The 15,083-nt window shown below is 76.1% G+C and carries 14 protein-coding genes; 5 read left to right on the top strand and 9 right to left on the bottom strand.

Annotation, left to right across the window (positions count from 1 at the left end; all coding sequences use genetic code 11):
- Positions 1-2: 2 nt before the first annotated feature.
- Positions 3-1,124: a magnesium/cobalt transporter CorA gene (gene corA, locus IF30_RS0112645; protein ID WP_030236384.1), complete on the bottom strand. Its 1,122-nt coding sequence runs from the start codon at positions 1,122-1,124 to the stop codon at positions 3-5.
- A gap of 451 nt (positions 1,125-1,575) precedes the next feature.
- Between corA and IF30_RS0112640 the strand changes: the two genes are divergently transcribed.
- Positions 1,576-2,217 (top strand): suppressor of fused domain protein, encoded by a 642-nt coding sequence (locus IF30_RS0112640; RefSeq protein WP_078891353.1) that lies wholly within the window; start codon positions 1,576-1,578, stop codon positions 2,215-2,217.
- A 122-nt stretch (positions 2,218-2,339) separates the two neighbouring features.
- Here IF30_RS0112640 and IF30_RS0112635 read toward each other — a convergent pair whose 3' ends face one another.
- The 5 genes from IF30_RS0112635 to IF30_RS0112615 all read right to left on the bottom strand — a co-directional run bounded on the left by IF30_RS0112635 (position 2,340) and on the right by IF30_RS0112615 (position 7,906).
- On the bottom strand, positions 2,340-3,200 hold the full coding sequence (locus IF30_RS0112635; protein WP_030236379.1) for a PHP domain-containing protein: 861 nt from the start codon (positions 3,198-3,200) through the stop codon (positions 2,340-2,342).
- A gap of 83 nt (positions 3,201-3,283) precedes the next feature.
- Complete coding sequence (locus IF30_RS0112630; RefSeq protein WP_063752611.1) at positions 3,284-3,922, bottom strand: DUF6758 family protein; 639 nt, start codon at positions 3,920-3,922, stop codon at positions 3,284-3,286.
- Between the two features lie 304 nt (positions 3,923-4,226).
- Positions 4,227-4,385 (bottom strand): hypothetical protein, encoded by a 159-nt coding sequence (locus IF30_RS47670; protein WP_158834957.1) that lies wholly within the window; start codon positions 4,383-4,385, stop codon positions 4,227-4,229.
- Positions 4,386-4,763: 378 nt separating this feature from the next.
- Positions 4,764-5,639, bottom strand: coding sequence for an alpha/beta fold hydrolase (locus tag IF30_RS0112620; RefSeq protein WP_030236373.1), 876 nt, complete (start codon positions 5,637-5,639; stop codon positions 4,764-4,766).
- A 227-nt stretch (positions 5,640-5,866) separates the two neighbouring features.
- Positions 5,867-7,906 (bottom strand): DEAD/DEAH box helicase, encoded by a 2,040-nt coding sequence (locus IF30_RS0112615; RefSeq protein ID WP_234322691.1) that lies wholly within the window; start codon positions 7,904-7,906, stop codon positions 5,867-5,869.
- 698 nt (positions 7,907-8,604) lie between these two features.
- On the opposite strand from IF30_RS0112615, the gene IF30_RS0112610 reads away from it, so the two are divergent.
- The gene (locus IF30_RS0112610) at positions 8,605-9,333 is read left to right on the top strand and encodes a ferritin-like fold-containing protein (protein WP_030236366.1); all 729 of its coding nucleotides are present in this window, start codon (positions 8,605-8,607) and stop codon (positions 9,331-9,333) included.
- A 6-nt stretch (positions 9,334-9,339) separates the two neighbouring features.
- Here the strand turns inward: IF30_RS0112610 and IF30_RS0112605 are convergent, their stop codons facing one another.
- From IF30_RS0112605 to IF30_RS0112595, 3 genes are all read right to left on the bottom strand, one after another.
- Positions 9,340-9,666, bottom strand: a complete 327-nt coding sequence (locus IF30_RS0112605; protein ID WP_030236363.1) for a hypothetical protein — start codon at positions 9,664-9,666, stop codon at positions 9,340-9,342.
- A gap of 134 nt (positions 9,667-9,800) precedes the next feature.
- A complete protein-coding gene (locus IF30_RS0112600; RefSeq protein ID WP_030236361.1) occupies positions 9,801-10,028 on the bottom strand; it encodes a DUF3107 domain-containing protein in 228 nt (75 codons plus the stop codon).
- A 131-nt stretch (positions 10,029-10,159) separates the two neighbouring features.
- Positions 10,160-10,819 carry a TetR/AcrR family transcriptional regulator gene (locus IF30_RS0112595; protein WP_030236358.1) on the bottom strand — a complete coding sequence of 220 codons (660 nt, stop codon included), beginning with the start codon at positions 10,817-10,819 and terminating at the stop codon, positions 10,160-10,162.
- A 220-nt stretch (positions 10,820-11,039) separates the two neighbouring features.
- Here IF30_RS0112595 and IF30_RS0112590 point away from each other — a divergent pair, with 220 nt between their 5' ends.
- The 3 genes from IF30_RS0112590 to IF30_RS0112580 all read left to right on the top strand — a co-directional run bounded on the left by IF30_RS0112590 (position 11,040) and on the right by IF30_RS0112580 (position 15,043).
- On the top strand, positions 11,040-11,936 hold the full coding sequence (locus tag IF30_RS0112590; RefSeq protein ID WP_030236357.1) for an alpha/beta fold hydrolase: 897 nt from the start codon (positions 11,040-11,042) through the stop codon (positions 11,934-11,936).
- 411 nt (positions 11,937-12,347) lie between these two features.
- Complete coding sequence (locus IF30_RS0112585; RefSeq protein ID WP_051710047.1) at positions 12,348-13,952, top strand: DUF3492 domain-containing protein; 1,605 nt, start codon at positions 12,348-12,350, stop codon at positions 13,950-13,952.
- The gene (locus IF30_RS0112580; RefSeq protein WP_051710045.1) at positions 13,952-15,043 is read left to right on the top strand and encodes a hypothetical protein; all 1,092 of its coding nucleotides are present in this window, start codon (positions 13,952-13,954) and stop codon (positions 15,041-15,043) included. The genes IF30_RS0112585 and IF30_RS0112580 overlap by 1 nt, the downstream gene beginning before the upstream one ends.
- Positions 15,044-15,083: the final 40 nt, after the last annotated feature.

Raw genomic sequence — 15,083 nt, 5'->3', positions numbered from 1 at the left:
GGTCAGAGCCAGCCGTTGCGGCGGAAGCCCCGGTACATCCCGACGCAGATCAGCGCGATCGCGCCGAGCACCATCGGGTAGCCGTACTTGTGGTGCAGCTCGGGCATGTACTCGAAGTTCATGCCGTAGACGCCGGTGATCATGGTGGGCACCGCGAAGATCGCCGCCCAGGCGGTGATCTTGCGCATGTCCTCGTTCTGCGCCACCGACACCTGCGCCAGGTTGGCCTGCAGCAGCGAGTTCAGCAGTTCGTCGAAGCCGTGCACCTGCTCGGCGACCCGGGCCAGGTGGTCGGCGACGTCCCGGAAGTACTTCTGGATGTCCGGGTCCACCAGGCGCTGCAGCGGCTCGGACAGCTGCTGCATCGGGCGCAGCAGCGGTACCACGGCACGCTTGAACTCCAGGACCTCGCGCTTGAGTTGGTAGACCCGGCCGACATCGGAGCTGCGGCCGCCCTTGGCCGAGAAGACGCCGTACTCGATCTCGTCCACGTCGTTCTGCAGCCGCTCGGCGACCAGCAGGTAGTTGTCCACGACGTGGTCGGCGATCGCGTGCAGCACCGCCGCCGGGCCCTTGGCGAGCAGGCCGGCCTCGTCCGCGTCGGCCTCCAGCCGGTGGCGCAGCTCCTGCAGCGAGCCGTGGCCGCCGTGCCGCACGGTGATCACGAAGTCCGGCCCGGCGAACACCATCAGCTCGCCGGTCTCCACCACCTCGCTGGTGGGCGTGAGCTGGTCGTGCTCGACGTAGCGGATGGTCTTGAAGACGGCGAACAGCACGTCGTCGTAGCGCTCGACCTTGGGCCGCTGGTGCGCGTGCACCGCGTCCTCGACCGCCAGCGGGTGCAGCCCGAAGCGCTGGGCGATCCCCTCGAACTCGGCCTCGGTCGGCTCGTGCAGCCCGATCCAGCTGAACGAGCCCACGCCTTCCGGCAGTTGCTTCTCGGCCTTGACCCGGCGGACGGCCTCGCGCGGGCTGCAGGTCTCGCCCTTGCGCTTGCCGTGCTGGTAGACCGCGCAGTCCACGACCGCCGAGCCGGCGTCGTCGGAGGCGACGTCGTACACCCCGGCCGCGCCGCGACGGCGGTTGGTGCGGACGGCGGCACGCAGGCTGTTGATCATCGACATGGCAGGCTCCCAGGGGCAGGAGCCGTCACACAGCGGCACGGAATGAGGAAACGTTCGGCCGCGGTACGACGGCGAAGAACACCGGTGAAGAGGGGATGAAGGTGCTCTCCCGGCCGTTCGTCCGCCGTGAGGCCGGCGCTCGGGGCTACTGCGGCTGGATCAGCCGGTTGGGCCTGCGGAGCGCGGGGTACGGAGGAGTCGGGGCCGGGCAGAGCTGCCGGTACTGCATGGTCGGCCGGTATCCACCGCAACCACCTCCTTCGCGCCGCCGCCCCGGAACGGAACCATCCCGGTGGCCAGTCGCTCACCCTAACAGCTGACCGGCCATCGGCGCCGGGGGGTTGCCCAGGGCTTTCCGAAGCCTTTACGGGCGGCGGCGGCCGGCCGGGCCGCCCGGGAGCGGCTCGGCCCGCCCGGAGCCGGCCCGCCCCGGCGGGTTACGCTCACCGCCATGGCCCACGACTTCCCGCTCTTCGGCGACCCCCACGGCGGCAGCTCCCCGGAGCTCTCCCGGGAGGCGGTGCTGGCCGCCGTCGAGGCCCGGCTGATCTCCACCTTCGGCGAGCCGAGCGGCCGCGCCGCCGTCACCTTCCTCGGCACCGACCGGATCGAGGTGCTGCGCTTCGGCCCCGACACCGAGGGCCTGGTGCGCTACGCCACGCTCGGAATGGCCGCCGCGCCGATGGCCGACCCGACCGCCGCCGTCGCCGACCAACTGCGCGGCCCCCGCGTCGAACTGGTGCTGACCGTCCGCGGCGGGCGCGACAGCGTGCTGCGCAGTCTGGCCACCTTCGCCGCGACGCCTCAGGTCGAGGGCCTGGTGGTGGCCCCGGGCGGCTCGCTCGACCTCGGCGCCCCGCTCTGGGACGGCGCCCCCTTCACCTCGGTGCTGGCCGCCGAGCCGGGCGGGCTGGTCGAGGACCTGGACCTGGCCGAGCCGGCCGAGGCGGTCCGCTTCCTGCCGCTGCTGCCGATGACGCCCAACGAGGCGGGCTGGAAGCGGGTGCACGGCGCCGCCGCGCTCCAGGAGCGCTGGCTGGACCAGGGCACCGACCTGCGCGACCCGGACCGGCGCGGCGTCCGGCTGGACTGACGGCCGCTCAGGCAGGCGCGTACGGCGAGCCCGCGCCCTCCAGCCGCGCCCCGCACGCCCCCACCGCGCCCTGCGCCCCCGCGCTCCGAACCCTGTGCGCCGGAGCGCGGTGGCCCGTGCCCTCAGCGCTCGATCGGCTTCGCGCCGACGGCCTGCGCCAGCAGCGCCTCGTACACCGCCGGGTCGGTGGTGTGCTCGCCGAGCCGGACGCTCTTGCGGGTGCCGTGGTAGTCGCTGGAGCCGGTGACCAGCAGGCCGAGTTCGCCGGCCAGGCCGCGCAGCCGCGCCCTGGCCGCCTCGTCGTGGTCGGTGTGGTCGACCTCCAGCCCGGCCAGTCCGGCCGCCGCGAGGTCGGCGATGACCGCGTCGGGGACGGTCCGGCCGCGCTTGACCGCGCCCGGGTGGGCGAAGACCGGCACCCCGCCGGCCGCCCGGACCAGCCGGACCGCCTCGACCGGATCGGTCTCGTGCTTGCGGACGTCCGCCCGGCCGCCGTTGGCCAGCCACTCGGGGGTGAAGGCGTCCGAGACGGTCGCCACCACGCCCGCCTCGACGAGCGCGCTGGCGATGTGCGGCCGGCCGACGGAGCCGGCGCCCGCGATTCTCTGCACCTGCTCCCAGCTGATGTCCGCGCCGAGCTCCCGGCAGCGCTCGACGACCGCCTGCCCGCGCCGGAACCGGTCGGTGCGCACCAGCTCCCGCTCGCGCGCGAACTCCGGCTCCTCGGGGTCGAAGAGGTAGGCCAGCAGGTGCATGCTGACGCCGTCCACGACGCAGGACAGCTCCGCGCCCGGGACGACCGTCAGCCGGGTGCCGCCCGGCAGGGCGCGCACCGCCCCGGCCGCTTCGGCGTGGCCGGCCACGGTGTCGTGGTCGGTGAGCGCCACGACGTCGAGGCCCGCGGCGACGGCCGCCGCGACCAGCTCGGCGGGGCTGTCGGTACCGTCGGAGGCGTTGCTGTGGGCGTGCAGGTCGATGCGCACGGATCGGGCTCCCGGGGGCTCGTGGATGCCGCCAGGATAGGCCGTCCGGGCGAGCCGGCGGGGTTCAGCCGAGCAGTCGGGCTTCAGCCGAGCAGTCGGGGGGAGGGCGCCCCGCAGGGCAGCAGGTCCAGCTCGGCGCCGGCGTCGCGCAGGTCGGTGAGCACCAGTTCGTCGTACATCACCAGTGCGGACTGCTCGGGCCAGGCGATCGCCCACAGCCACAGCCCCCGGGCCTCGCCGACGAACACGGCGCGGTCGGCCGGCGCGTCCGGCACGTGGAACATCGGGGTGGGCCGGCCGGCGGCCATCAACTTGGCGTCGGCGGGCTTGTAGAGGCCGACGGAGTCGCCCGGGTCCGGCCCGGGGAGCCCGGCGTAGCGGGCGCCGAGCCCGACGCCCAGCTCTTCGGCGACCAGCACCAGCTCGCCGAAGCCGCCGAGCGGCGCCGGTCCGGAGCAGGCGACGGCGGTGGCCCGGGCCCCCGAGACGTCGTCGCCGACGTGCGCGATGCCGGTGTAGAGCCAGCCGACCGGGAGCGGCCAGGGCAGCCAGACGGGGACCTGGGAGCGGGCGACGGCGACGCCCAGGGCCTCCACGCTCGGGGGCAGTACGGGCTGCATCGGGTGCACCGCTCCGTGCCGGTCGCACTGCCAGGTGTCTGAGAACAGACCGGGGGCGCGGACCCGACCGGCGCACCTCGGGCAGCTGGGCTCGCCCCTCATAGCCGTCAACGCTCCTCCCTCCGGACCGCCGCGTCAAGGACGATCACCCGTACGGAGGGCTCGGCGGAACCTGTCGGTGGCGGACGCCCGGCGGCGCCGGGAGGGCGCGGCGCGAGCGGTTCCCGTTGGGGGATGTCCCGTGGCGGGCGGCGGCAAACGTCCCCGGCCCGGCCCGAACGCACTGACGCCCCGCCATCCGCGCTTGCGGTGACGGGGCGTCAGTCGGGTATCGGAACGTCCGGATCGGACTCCCCCGGCTCGTCTGCGGCGGGTGAGGGCCCCCGGTCGGGGGCGCCGCGCTGGATCAGACGGTCGGGCACGGCCGGATGAGCAGGCGTTCGCCGGTGCGGGCGGCGGCCTGGACGTGCTCGCGCACGGTGGCGGCGTCGGCGATCAGGCGGTCGGTGGCGGAGCCGTTGGTGTCGTCCAGGCGGACGATCTCGAAGCGCATGGTCTTCGTCATGGGCGTCTCCTTTCCTGGCCCCGTCGAGCGGGGCGGTTGCGGCTGAGTCGGTATCAGCTCTTTCGGTGTCCTTCGGATCCGGCGAAGCGGCCGGACCGGGCGGGTCGTGCGTGCGGCGGTCTGCTGCGGCAAGGGCTCCCCCTGCTTGCCTGGTGCGTCCAGTGCCTCATGGGCCACGGTGCCGTGGCGGTGCTACCGGGCCGTTGCCCGTCCGTGAAGTCCGGGTTTCGGGTGACGCGAGTCGGCGTCGAGGCGCGATGATTCCCGGACAGAATCAAAGATTACCGTAACTAACGACTTTTGTCCTGTGCGAAAGCGGTCGAAGTTTCCAGAAGTGGTACAGACCACTACCGGGGAGCGGGGCCGGAGCGGGTCAGATCAGGCCCAGAACGCGGCCAAGGCCCCGGCGGTCTCGGCCGGCCGCTCGGCGTTGGGGGAGTGGCCGGCGTCCGCGACCAGCACCCGGCGGGCGCCCAGGCGCTCGGCCATCGCCGTCTGCTCGGGGACCGGCCAGGCGTAGTCCCGCACCCCGGACAGCACCAGCACCGGCAGCCCGGCGGTGGCCGCGGCCAGCTCGTCCACCCGGTCCGGCGCGGCGACCAGGTGGCCGCCGGTGACGGACAGCGCCTGCGGCACGTTGGCCAGCCAGCGGCGGTGCAGGAACTGCGCGACGGCCGGGTCCAGGCTCGGCTGCGGCTGCCCGCTGTCCGCCTCCATCTGCCGCATGACCTGCCAGATCTCCTCCAGGCTCATCACCTGCAGCGCGTCCAGCAGCAGCTTGGTGCGGGCCGCCTCGGCCGGGTCGATCGCGCCGGGCCCGGTGGACACCAGGGTCAGCGACCGCCACGGCAGCGGGCCCCGCGCGGCGGCGGCGAGCACCGCCTCGCGCACCACCTGGCCGCCGAAGGAGTGCCCCAGCAGGTGCAGCGGCCCGCCCTCCGCCGCCAGCGCCCCGGTGAGCGCCAGCACGTCCTCGCCCAGCGCCTCGACGGCGTAGGCCCGCGGATCGTCCGGCCCGCCGGTCTCGTACTGCCCGCGCTGGTCCACCGCCGTCACCCGGTACCCGGCCGCCGCCAGCGGCTCCAGCAGCCCGATGAAGTCCTCCTTGCTGCCCGTGAACCCCGGCACCAGCAGCGCGGACCCCCGCACCACCCCGTCCGGCTCCGCCCGCAGCACCGCGAACTCCCCGCGCCCGGTCACCACCCGCTCGGCCCGGGCGCACCCGGGCAACCTCAGAAACGGCGGCGTGCTCATGGACGTTCTCCCTGCTCTCCGGCCCGCGACTCCCGACCTCCCGAGCTTAGGCCGTGCCCGGGGCCCCGGACCGGGCAGGACGCGGCGGGGAATCGCGAGGGCCGGGCCCGAGCGCCGCAGGGCGCCCGGCGCCGCTGCGGGCGACCCGCCAGGGCCCGGACGGGAACGCCCGAGGGGGCGGGCCCGGCCGAGTGGCCTGGCTCGCCCCCTCGGGGAGACCGGACGCGTCAGCTCTCCGGGGTGGCCTCCACGGCGGCGGCCTTGCGGGTCCGGGTGCGCTTGCGCGGGGCCGGGACCTCGCCCGCGGCCTCGGCGGCCGGGGCCTGCGGGGCGGTCTCCGCGGTGGCGGCGGCCTTGCGGGCGCGGGTCCGGGTGCGGGTGGCGGGCTTCGCCTCGGCCGGGGCCTCGGTGACGACGGCCTCCGCGGCGGCGACGACCTCGGCCGCGACGGCCTCCGCCTTCGGCTTGCGCGTCCGGGTACGGGCGGCCGGCTTCTCAGCCGGTGCCTCCGCCGGTGCCTCCGCGGCGGCCGCCTCGACGGCCTCCGCCTTCGGCTTGCGGGTGCGGGTCCGGGTGGCAGGCTTCGCCTCGGCCGGAGCCTCGGTGACGACCGCCTCGGCGGCCACGACCTCGGCGACGACCTCGGCCGCGACGGCCTCGGTGGCCACGGCCTCCGCCTTCGGCCTGCGCGTCCGGGTGCGGCCGGCCGGCTTCTCGGCGGCCGGCTGCTCCACGGCCGGAGCCTGCGCGACGACGGCCGCGGCGACGATGGCCTCGGCGGCCTCGACGACCTGAGCCGTCCCGGCCGCGGCCGGAGCCTCGCCGTTGGCACCGCGCGAGCGGCGGCGGCGACGGCGCGGCGCGGCCTCGCCCTCGGCGCCCTCGACCGCCGGAGCCGCGGCGGCCTCGGTCGCGGCGCCGCCCTCGCCCTCGACCACCGAACCCCGGCGGGTGCGGCGGCGCTCACGGGTGCGGCGCGGCTTCTCCTCCTCGGTCTCGACCGGGGCGGCGGCGGCCGGGCGGCCCGGGGCGGCCTTCGCGCCGCGCCCGCGGCCGGAGCGTCCGCCGCGTCCGCCGGTCTCGCCGAGGTCCTCGACCTCCTCCGCGCCGAGGCCCGCGCGGGTCCGCTCGGAGCGCGGCAGGACACCCTTGGTGCCCGGCGCGATCTTCAGCAGCTCGTACAGGTGCGGCGAGGTGGAGTAGGTCTCCTCCGGGTCGTTGAACGTCAGCTCCAGCGCCTTGTTGATCAGCTGCCAGCGCGGAATGTCGTCCCAGTCGACCAGGGTGACGGCGGTGCCGGAGGCGCCGGCCCGGCCGGTGCGGCCGATCCGGTGCAGGTAGGTCTTCTCGTCCTCGGGGCACTGGTAGTTGATGACGTGCGTGACGCCCTCGACGTCGATGCCGCGGGCGGCGACGTCGGTGCAGACCAGCACGTCCACCTTGCCGTTGCGGAAGGCCCGCAGGGCCTGCTCGCGGGCGCCCTGGCCGAGGTCGCCGTGGACGGCGCCGGCCGCGAAGCCGCGCTGGGTCAGCTGGTCGGAGACGTCGGCGGCGGTGCGCTTGGTGCGGCAGAAGATCATCGCCAGCCCGCGGCCGTCGGCCTGCAGGATGCGCGAGACCATCTCGACCTTGTCCAGCGAGTGCGCACGGAAGATGTGCTGCTCGGTGTTGGCGACGGTCGTGCCGGTGTCGTCCGGGGCGGTGGCCCGGATGTGGGTCGGCTGGCTCATGTACCGGCGGGCGAGGTTGATCACCTGGCCCGGCATGGTGGCCGAGAACAGCAGGGTCTGCCGCTTGGCCGGCAGCATGGTGATGATCTTCTCGACGTCCGGGAGGAAGCCCAGGTCGAGCATCTCGTCGGCCTCGTCGAGGACCAGCGCGCGGACGGTGGACAGGTTCAGCTTCTTCTGCCCGGCCAGGTCGAGCAGGCGGCCCGGGGTGCCGACCACGATGTCGACGCCCTTGGTGAGCGCCTCGACCTGCGGCTCGTACGCCCGGCCGCCGTAGACGGCGAGGACGCGCACGTTGCGCACCTTGCCGGCGGTCTGCAGGTCGTTGGTGACCTGGGTGCACAGCTCGCGGGTCGGGACGACGATCAGCGCCTGCGGGAACTCGGAGAGCTGCTCCTCGGTGGCCCGGCCGGCGTCCACGTCGGCGCGCACGACGACCCGCTCGATCAGCGGGAGGCCGAAGCCGAGGGTCTTGCCGGTGCCGGTCTTGGCCTGGCCGATGACGTCGTGGCCGGTCAGCGCGACCGGGAGGGTCATCTCCTGGATGGGGAAGGGGTGGACGATGCCGACGGACTCGAGCGCCTCGGCGGTCTCCGGAAGGATCCCCAGGTCCCGGAAGGTCGTCTTGATGGGTTCAGCGGTGGTGGACAGGGTGCTGCCTCTTCCGTGTGGAGGGGCCGAGAGCGAGCGGCGGGCGGGCAGCCGCGCGGCTGCGTACGGGCCTGTGCGGCCCCGATTACAGCTGCGCGGACGCACAACCGCGCCGGTCCCTGCGGCCGGCCGGTGCGCGCTGCCCCGGTGCGGGGGCGCGTCGCCGGCGGCGTCGGGGAGGGTTTCCCGTGAGGGACCTGCGCGGGACCTCCGCCATGGGGCGGGGTCTCGGCGGCCCTCGCTCGGCCACTGATGCGGTGCCAAGGCTTGAGGTCCAAGCCATGGTCGGAGCCGATCGGCTCTCCGACCGGGCATCCGCGTACGTGAGTACCCGTGCCTCCGGTGCGGACACGTCCGGCTGGACGGTGCCGCTTCGGAGCGGGCTTGCGCGGGTTACCGAGACGGCGGTGACACCACGCGAGCACGACGGGGCTCCGTACCACCATACAGTCAGGCGACGACTCGAACACGTGACGCGTCTGACATTGCCCCCGGCCGCCGGGGCCGGAGCGGGCGATCCGGCCGGTCACCCGGGTGCCGCGGGTGGTGGGGCGGCCGGGCGCGCGGGACTAAGGTGGCGGGTCATGGAGACCCATGGTGAGACGCAGGACGCCGCGGCCGGCTCGATCGGCGACTGGGCCGCGTGCGCGTCCGACCCCGGCTACCGGGCGGCGGTGCTGGACCTGCTCGGCGCACTCGCGTACGGCGAGCTGAGCGCCTTCGAGCGGCTCGCCGAGGACGCCAAGCTGGCGCCCGGCCTCGCCGACAAGGCGGCCCTGGCCCGGATGGCCTCCGCCGAGTTCCAGCACTACCAGCGCCTGCACGACCGGCTCGCCGAGATCGGCGCGGACCCGCAGGAGGCGATGCGCCCCTTCGTCGAGCCGCTGGAGCTGTTCCACCGGATGACGGCGCCCTCGGACTGGCTGGAGGGCCTGGTCAAGGCCTACGTCGGCGACGCCATCGCGACCGACTTCTACCGCGAGGTGGCCGTCCGGCTGGACGACGACACCCGCGACCTGGTCCTCGGCGTCATGTCCGACACCGGCCACGCCCAGTTCGCCGTCGACAAGGTGCGCGAGGCGATCGAGGCCGACCCGCGGGCCGGCGGCCGGCTCGCGCTGTGGGGCAGGCGGCTGATGGGCGAGGCGCTCAGCCAGGCCCAGCGGGTGGTCGCCGAGCGCGACGCGCTGTCCAACCTGCTGGTCGGCGGCGTGCGGGTGCAGGGCTTCGACCTCGTCGAGGTCGGCAAGATGTTCAACCGGATCACCGAGGCCCACACCAAGCGGATGGCCGCCCTCGGCCTGGCCAGCTGAGGCTCGTCAGGCCGGCCGGTGCCGCCGCGGCGCGCGGTGTGCGCCGGACCGGTGCGGGTGGTGCCGGTGCGCCGGGGCCCGCCCGGCGGCGAGGTCCGGCCGGGCCAGCAGCGAGGTGAGCACGCCCGAGGCCAGCGCGGAGGCCGCGACCGCCACCGGCGGGTAGCGCCCGTCCAGGCAGAAGTGCGCGATCACCCCGCCGACCAGGGCCGCCGCCAGCGCCGTGCCCACGGTCAGCGCGCGGGGCGCCCGGAAGTACGAGGGCAGGGCCAGCAGCGCGGTGCCGCCCGTGACCAGCCCGACCAGGGCGAAGACGATCGACTCGACCAGCAAGGTGCCTCCCGGGGGACGGGCCTGCGGCGCCGGTGCCGCACCTGTCGCCGTACCCCGCCCCGCCCGGCCGTACACGCAGCGGTGCCCCGCTCCCTGACGGGAACGGGGCACCGGAACGACCGGCTCGGGGCGCCTCAGAGGGTGCCGAAGCCGACCTTGCGGACGGCCGGCTCGCCGATCTCCACGTACGCCAGGCGCTCGGCCGGGACGATGACGCGGCGGCCGTGCTCGTCGGTCAGCGCCAGGAGCTTCTCCGAGCCCTCCAGCGCCTTCGCGACCGCGCTCTGGACCTCATCGGCAGTCTGCGAGCTCTCGATCACGATCTCGCGGGGCGCGTTCTGCACGCCGATCTTGACCTCCACGGCTTCCGTCCCTCCGGGGTTGCAGCCTCCACGCACGGGCGCCGCACCGCCTGGGACAAGCGTTCGCGGCGACCGCGCCGTACGGCTTCACCATAGAGCACCGGATCACCGCCCCGGCGAAGGTCTGCGGATCACTCCTGGTGGGCGGCCTCGCCGGACTGCTCGCCCGGGTGCATCGGGAAGCCCTTCAGGCCGCGCCAGGACAGGCTGGCGACCAGCCGCACCGCCTCGTCGCGCGGGATCTCCAGGCCCTGGGAGAGCCAGTACCGGGCCGTGATCTGGGCCAGGCCGCAGACCCCGGCGGCGAGCAGCTTGGACTCCGCCTCCGGCAGGTCGGTGTCCTCCTGGATGACCTTGCTGACCAGCGTCGCGCTCGCCTCGGAGGCCCGCTCGACCCGCTCGCGCACGGCCGGCTCGTTGGTCAGGTCCGACTCGAAGACCAGGCGGAAGGCGCCGGACTCGCTGGAGACGTAGTTGAAGTACGCCTCCATGGTGTTGGCCACGCGCTGCTTGTTGTCGACGGTCGTCGACAGCGCCTCGCGGGTCGACTCGACCAGGGCGTCGCAGTGCTTGTCCAGCAGCGCCAGGTAGAGCTCCAGCTTCCCGGGGAAGTGCTGGTACAGCACCGGCTTGCTCACCCCGGCTCGGTCGGCGATGTCGTCCATCGCGGCCGCGTGGTAGCCGTGCGCGACGAACACCTCCTGGGCGGCACCGAGCAGTTGTTCACGGCGGGCGCTTCGCGGCAGGCGGGCACCGCGCGGGCGCTCCTGCGCCTCCTGGATGGCCGTCACGGCGCTCCTCACTTCGGGTCTGTTCGGGGCTGGCAAGATGGCCGATTCTACTTTTCGGTAACCGCGCCCGGAGTCGGCGAAGGCGGGAAAAGCTGGTCGTCCTGGTTGTCAGGAGCCCACAATACGGCGCTGACCTCGGCCTCGGCAGGGGTGTGACGAGGGAGGGGACGGCCGGGCCACCCCCGGTGCCCCCCGCCCGGGCTCACTACCATCGTCCACCATGAGCGGCGCCGAGCAGCGGGTACGTACGGTCGAGGTCCCCGGCGCGGTGCTCGCGGTCCACCGGCCCGCCCCGGGCGGGGCCGCCGGCGAGCCCGGCCTCTTCGTGCACGGCCTCGGCGGCTCGGCCGCCAACTGGACGGCCCTGATGGAGCGGCTCGGCGGCCTGGTCGACGGCGAGGCCGTGGACCTGCCCGGCTTCGGCCGCTCGCACCCGCCCGCCGACGGCGACCTCACCGTCTCCGGGCACGTCCGCGCGGTGATCGGCTACCTGGAGGCCTCCGGGCGCGGCCCGGTCCACCTGTTCGGCAACTCCCTCGGCGGCGCGGTCGCCGTGCGGCTGGCCGCGCTCCGCCCCGACCTGGTGCGCAGCCTCACCCTGGTCTCGCCGGCCCTGCCCGAACTGCCCCCGCAGCGTTCCGCCTGGCCGACCGGCCTGCTCGCGGTGCCGGGGGTGCCCGCGCTGCTGCGCCGGCTGTCCGCGAACGGGCGCGACGCCGAGGCGGCCACCGAGGACCTGCTGCGGCTGGTCTACGGCGACCCGGACGCCCTGACCCCGGCCGCCCGGGCCGAGGCGGTCGCCGAGTACCGGCGCCGGCTGGAGGTGCCGCACGCGATGCGGGCGCTGACCGGCTCGGCCCGCGGCATCGTCTCGGCGTACACCCAGCGCGGCGAGCAGGCGCTGTGGCGGCAGGCCGGGCAGGTCGCGGCGCCGGTGCTGCTGGTGTACGGGCTGCGCGACAAGCTGGTCGCCTACCGGTCGGCCCGCCGGGCCTGCGCGGCCTTCGCGGACGCCCGGCTGCTGGTGCTGCCGGAGTCGGGGCACGTGGCGATGATGGAGCACCCCGACGCGGTCGCCCGCGCCGTCCGGGAGCTGATCGCGCACGCCACGGGCTGAGCAGGACGGGCTGAGCGGGGCGAGCTGAGCAAAGGGCCGGCGGCCGGCGCTCCGCGGGGCGGCCGCGCGGAGCGCCCGGTAACGGCCCGGTTCGGGCCGAGGTCACGGCGGTTCACTCGATCAGGTGGCAGCCAGGCATGCGACCGATGGATTGCCCGGGGCCGGTCCTACCTTTCTGCTGTCGGACCGAACAGGTGTGGGGGAGTCGCGGCCGCCGGAGAAGACCGGAGGGCGGGCGTCCGGGGAAACGGGACGCGGCGCCGGCCGTCCCCGCCGCCGTGCGGGCGCGCCCCCGGCCGCCGCCCGGGCCGCTCGGCCGTCCGTCGCCCCGTCCGTTGAACCCGCCCCGAAATCCGCCCCCGGATCCGCTCCGGATCCGCTCCCGAATCCGTTCTGCCCTGGAGGTCTCCCGTGCGCGTTGCCCTGATCACCGAGGGTGCCCGTCCGCAATCCCAGCGTGGCGCGGGAGGGTGGTGCGACCGGCTGGCCGCGGGCCTGCCGGAGCACGAGTTCGCGCTGTACCTGCTGACCGGGCCGCAGGGCCCGGCCGCCGCCGAACCGCCGTCGCCCGCCTGGCGCGGCACGCACGGCCTGGCGCTGTGGGGGCGCCGACCGGGCGGGCGGACGCCCGGCGCGCTGCGCAGACGCCGGTACGCCGGGGCGTACGAACAACTGGTACGGGCGCTGGTGCTCCCCCGGGAGCGGGCCGCCTTCGGCGCAGGGCTGTACCGGCTGGCCGCGCAGGCCCGGGAGGACGGCACGCTGCCCGCCTTCCTGGCCTCCGCGCACGCCCGCCGGATAGTCGAGCGGACCTGGCGGCTGCCCGGCGCGGACACCTCCGCCGGGCAGCCGCTGGTCCGCGACGTACTGGTCGCGACCGACCTGCTCGAACAGTGCCTGCGCCCGCTGTCCGCGCCCTGGTACGGCACCGGCCCCGGCGGCCTCGGCGCCGCCGACCTGTGCCACGTGGTCGGCGGCGGGCTCGCCGCGCTGCCCGCCCTGGTGGCCCGGCACCTGCACGGCGTGCCGTTCGTCGTCACCGAACACGGCCTGCACCTGCGCGAGCAGTACCTCGGCTACCGCGAAGCGCCGTACCGGTGGCCGGTGCGGGCGCTGCTGCTGTCCTTCTTCCGCGCGCTCACCGAGGAGACCTACCGGCAGGCCGCCGTCCTCACCCCCGGCAGCGCCCACGACCGGCAGTGGCAGCGGCGCTGCGGCGCCGACCCGGCGCGCACCCGGGTGGTGTACGAGGGCACGCCGGCGGTGGACCGCCCGGCCGCCGGGCCGGAGCCGGCCGCGCCGACGCTGGTGTGGGCCGGCGCGCTGGAGCCGGGCCGGGACCCGGAGCTGATGCTGCACGCCTTCGCCCGGGTGCACGCCGAACTGCCCGGCGCCCGGCTCGTGCTGCACGGCGAGGAGGCGGCGCCCGGCTACCGGGCGCACTGCGCCGCGGTGGCCGAGCGGCTGGGGGTGGCCCCGGCGGCCGACTTCGCCGGGCGGCCCGGCCCGCTCGCCGAGGTGTGGGAGACCGGCACGGTGGCCGTCTTCTCGGCGCTCTCCCAGCGCCGCCCCCGGCTGCTTGCGGACGCCATGCTCAGCGGCCGCGCGGTGGTGTCGACCGATGTCGGCGTGGCCCGCGAGGTGCTCGGCCCGACCGGGCTGCTGGTGCCCGCCCGCGACCCGGGCGCGCTGGCCGGCGCCTGCCTGGCGCTCCTGCGCGACGAGGAACGGCGGGCCCGGCTCGGGCTGGCGGGGCGGCTGCGGGCGCAGGAACGCTTCGCCGTGGAACCGGTGATCGGCGCCTTCCGGGAGATCTACCTGGAGCTGGTCTCGCAGTACCCGGCCTTCCCCGGCGGCGGGGGCGGCGGCGAAGGCGGCCGGGCTCCGCGCCCGTTCGCCCGGCCCGCCGAGTACTGGCTCGCCGACGGCCCGCGCGGCGGCCGGGACGGCGCCCCGGAGGGCGGCCGCGAGGCCGCCGGTGTCCGGGTGCCGGCCGAGTTCGCGGAGGCCCTCTGATGACCGGCGGCGCGGCGCTCGGCAGCAGCGCGGACCCGGTGCGCGAGCTCATGGCGGAGCACCGGGAGCTGTGCGAGCGCGCCGTCGACCCGCTGGAGATCGCCGCCGGACTGGAGGAGGCCGGGCTCGGACCGGACGCCGCCGCCCGGTGCCGGCACGCCGACCTGTTCTCGCTCGCCGAGGAGCTGTACGCCCGGGTGCCCCGCCGCTTGCCGGAGCCCCGGCCGGAACCGCCGCGGCGGTGCGGGGCCGACGCCCGGGCGGCGCTGACCGCCGCGGCACTGGCCGCGCTGCCCTGCGCGGCGGTGGTGGCGCTCGGCGCCCGCTGGCCGGTGCCGGCGGCGGCCGTCGTGCCGCTGGTGCTGCTGCCCGCGCTGACGGCGCCGCCCCGGGCCGTGCCCGGCCCGCCGTCCGCCGGGCCCACCCGTCCGTGGGACGCCCTCGGGCCGCGGTGGCGGCCCCGGGAGCGCGACGGCTCCCGGTACGGCCCCGCCGCCCTCGGGTACGGGCTGGGCCTGGCCGGACTGCTGCTGCTCCCGGCGGCCGTACCGGGCGGGGACCGGCCGCTGGCGGCCGCGCTGGTGCCGGCGGCGGCGCTGTCGGCCGGCTCCGCCGAGCGGGTGGCCCGCTGGTACCGGCAGGTCGGCCGCGGCCACCTCGGCGCGGCGGCCACCACGGCCGAGTTCCGGGCCCGGATGCGGCCGGTGCTGCCGGTCGCCGTCGCCCTGCACCTGGCGGTGCTCGCGGCGCTGACCTTCGCCGCGCTGGCCGTCCTGGCCGTCGTCGCGCCACGCCCCGGGCCGGGCCACGGCGGCGGGCTGCTGCACGCGGCGGCCGAGCGGGCCGGCCCCGCGCCGTGGGCGGTGCAGGGCGTGCTGGGCCTGCTGCTGGTGCTGCCCGCCCTGCTGGCGCGCTGCGGTCGGCCGACGGCCGCGGCGCTGGGGGCGTCGGCCGGGCCCGCCGCGACGCTCGGGCTGCTCGCCGTGGGCCGCCCCCTGTCGTCGGCCCTGCTGCTCGGCGGCGGCGCCGTCGCGGCGGTGCTGCTGGCGTACGCCTGGGCGGTGCTCGGCCGGGCCGACTCGTACCGCTGACCGCCCTGCGACCCCCTTTCCGACCGCCTTCCGATCCCTT

It is taken from the genome of Streptomyces sp. NRRL S-350 (assembly GCF_000719705.1).
GTDB lineage: Bacteria > Actinomycetota > Actinomycetes > Streptomycetales > Streptomycetaceae > Kitasatospora.
This window is presented reverse-complemented; position numbering and strand designations above follow the sequence as displayed.

Excerpts from the sequence above, each read along its gene's own strand:
- corA (WP_030236384.1), bottom strand. The coding sequence starts at position 1,124 with ATGTCGATGATCAACAGCCTGCGTGCCGCCGTCCGCACCAACCGCCGT.
- IF30_RS0112620 (WP_030236373.1), bottom strand. The coding sequence starts at position 5,639 with ATGAGCACGCCGCCGTTTCTGAGGTTGCCCGGGTGCGCCCGGGCCGAG.
- IF30_RS0112580 (WP_051710045.1), top strand. The coding sequence starts at position 13,952 with ATGACCGGCGGCGCGGCGCTCGGCAGCAGCGCGGACCCGGTGCGCGAG.
- IF30_RS0112610 (WP_030236366.1), top strand. The coding sequence starts at position 8,605 with ATGGAGACCCATGGTGAGACGCAGGACGCCGCGGCCGGCTCGATCGGC.
- IF30_RS0112615 (WP_234322691.1), bottom strand. The coding sequence starts at position 7,906 with ATGACCCTCCCGGTCGCGCTGACCGGCCACGACGTCATCGGCCAGGCC.
- IF30_RS0112630 (WP_063752611.1), bottom strand. The coding sequence starts at position 3,922 with ATGAGGGGCGAGCCCAGCTGCCCGAGGTGCGCCGGTCGGGTCCGCGCC.
- IF30_RS0112640 (WP_078891353.1), top strand. The coding sequence starts at position 1,576 with ATGGCCCACGACTTCCCGCTCTTCGGCGACCCCCACGGCGGCAGCTCC.
- IF30_RS47670 (WP_158834957.1), bottom strand. The coding sequence starts at position 4,385 with ATGACGAAGACCATGCGCTTCGAGATCGTCCGCCTGGACGACACCAAC.
- IF30_RS0112590 (WP_030236357.1), top strand. The coding sequence starts at position 11,040 with ATGAGCGGCGCCGAGCAGCGGGTACGTACGGTCGAGGTCCCCGGCGCG.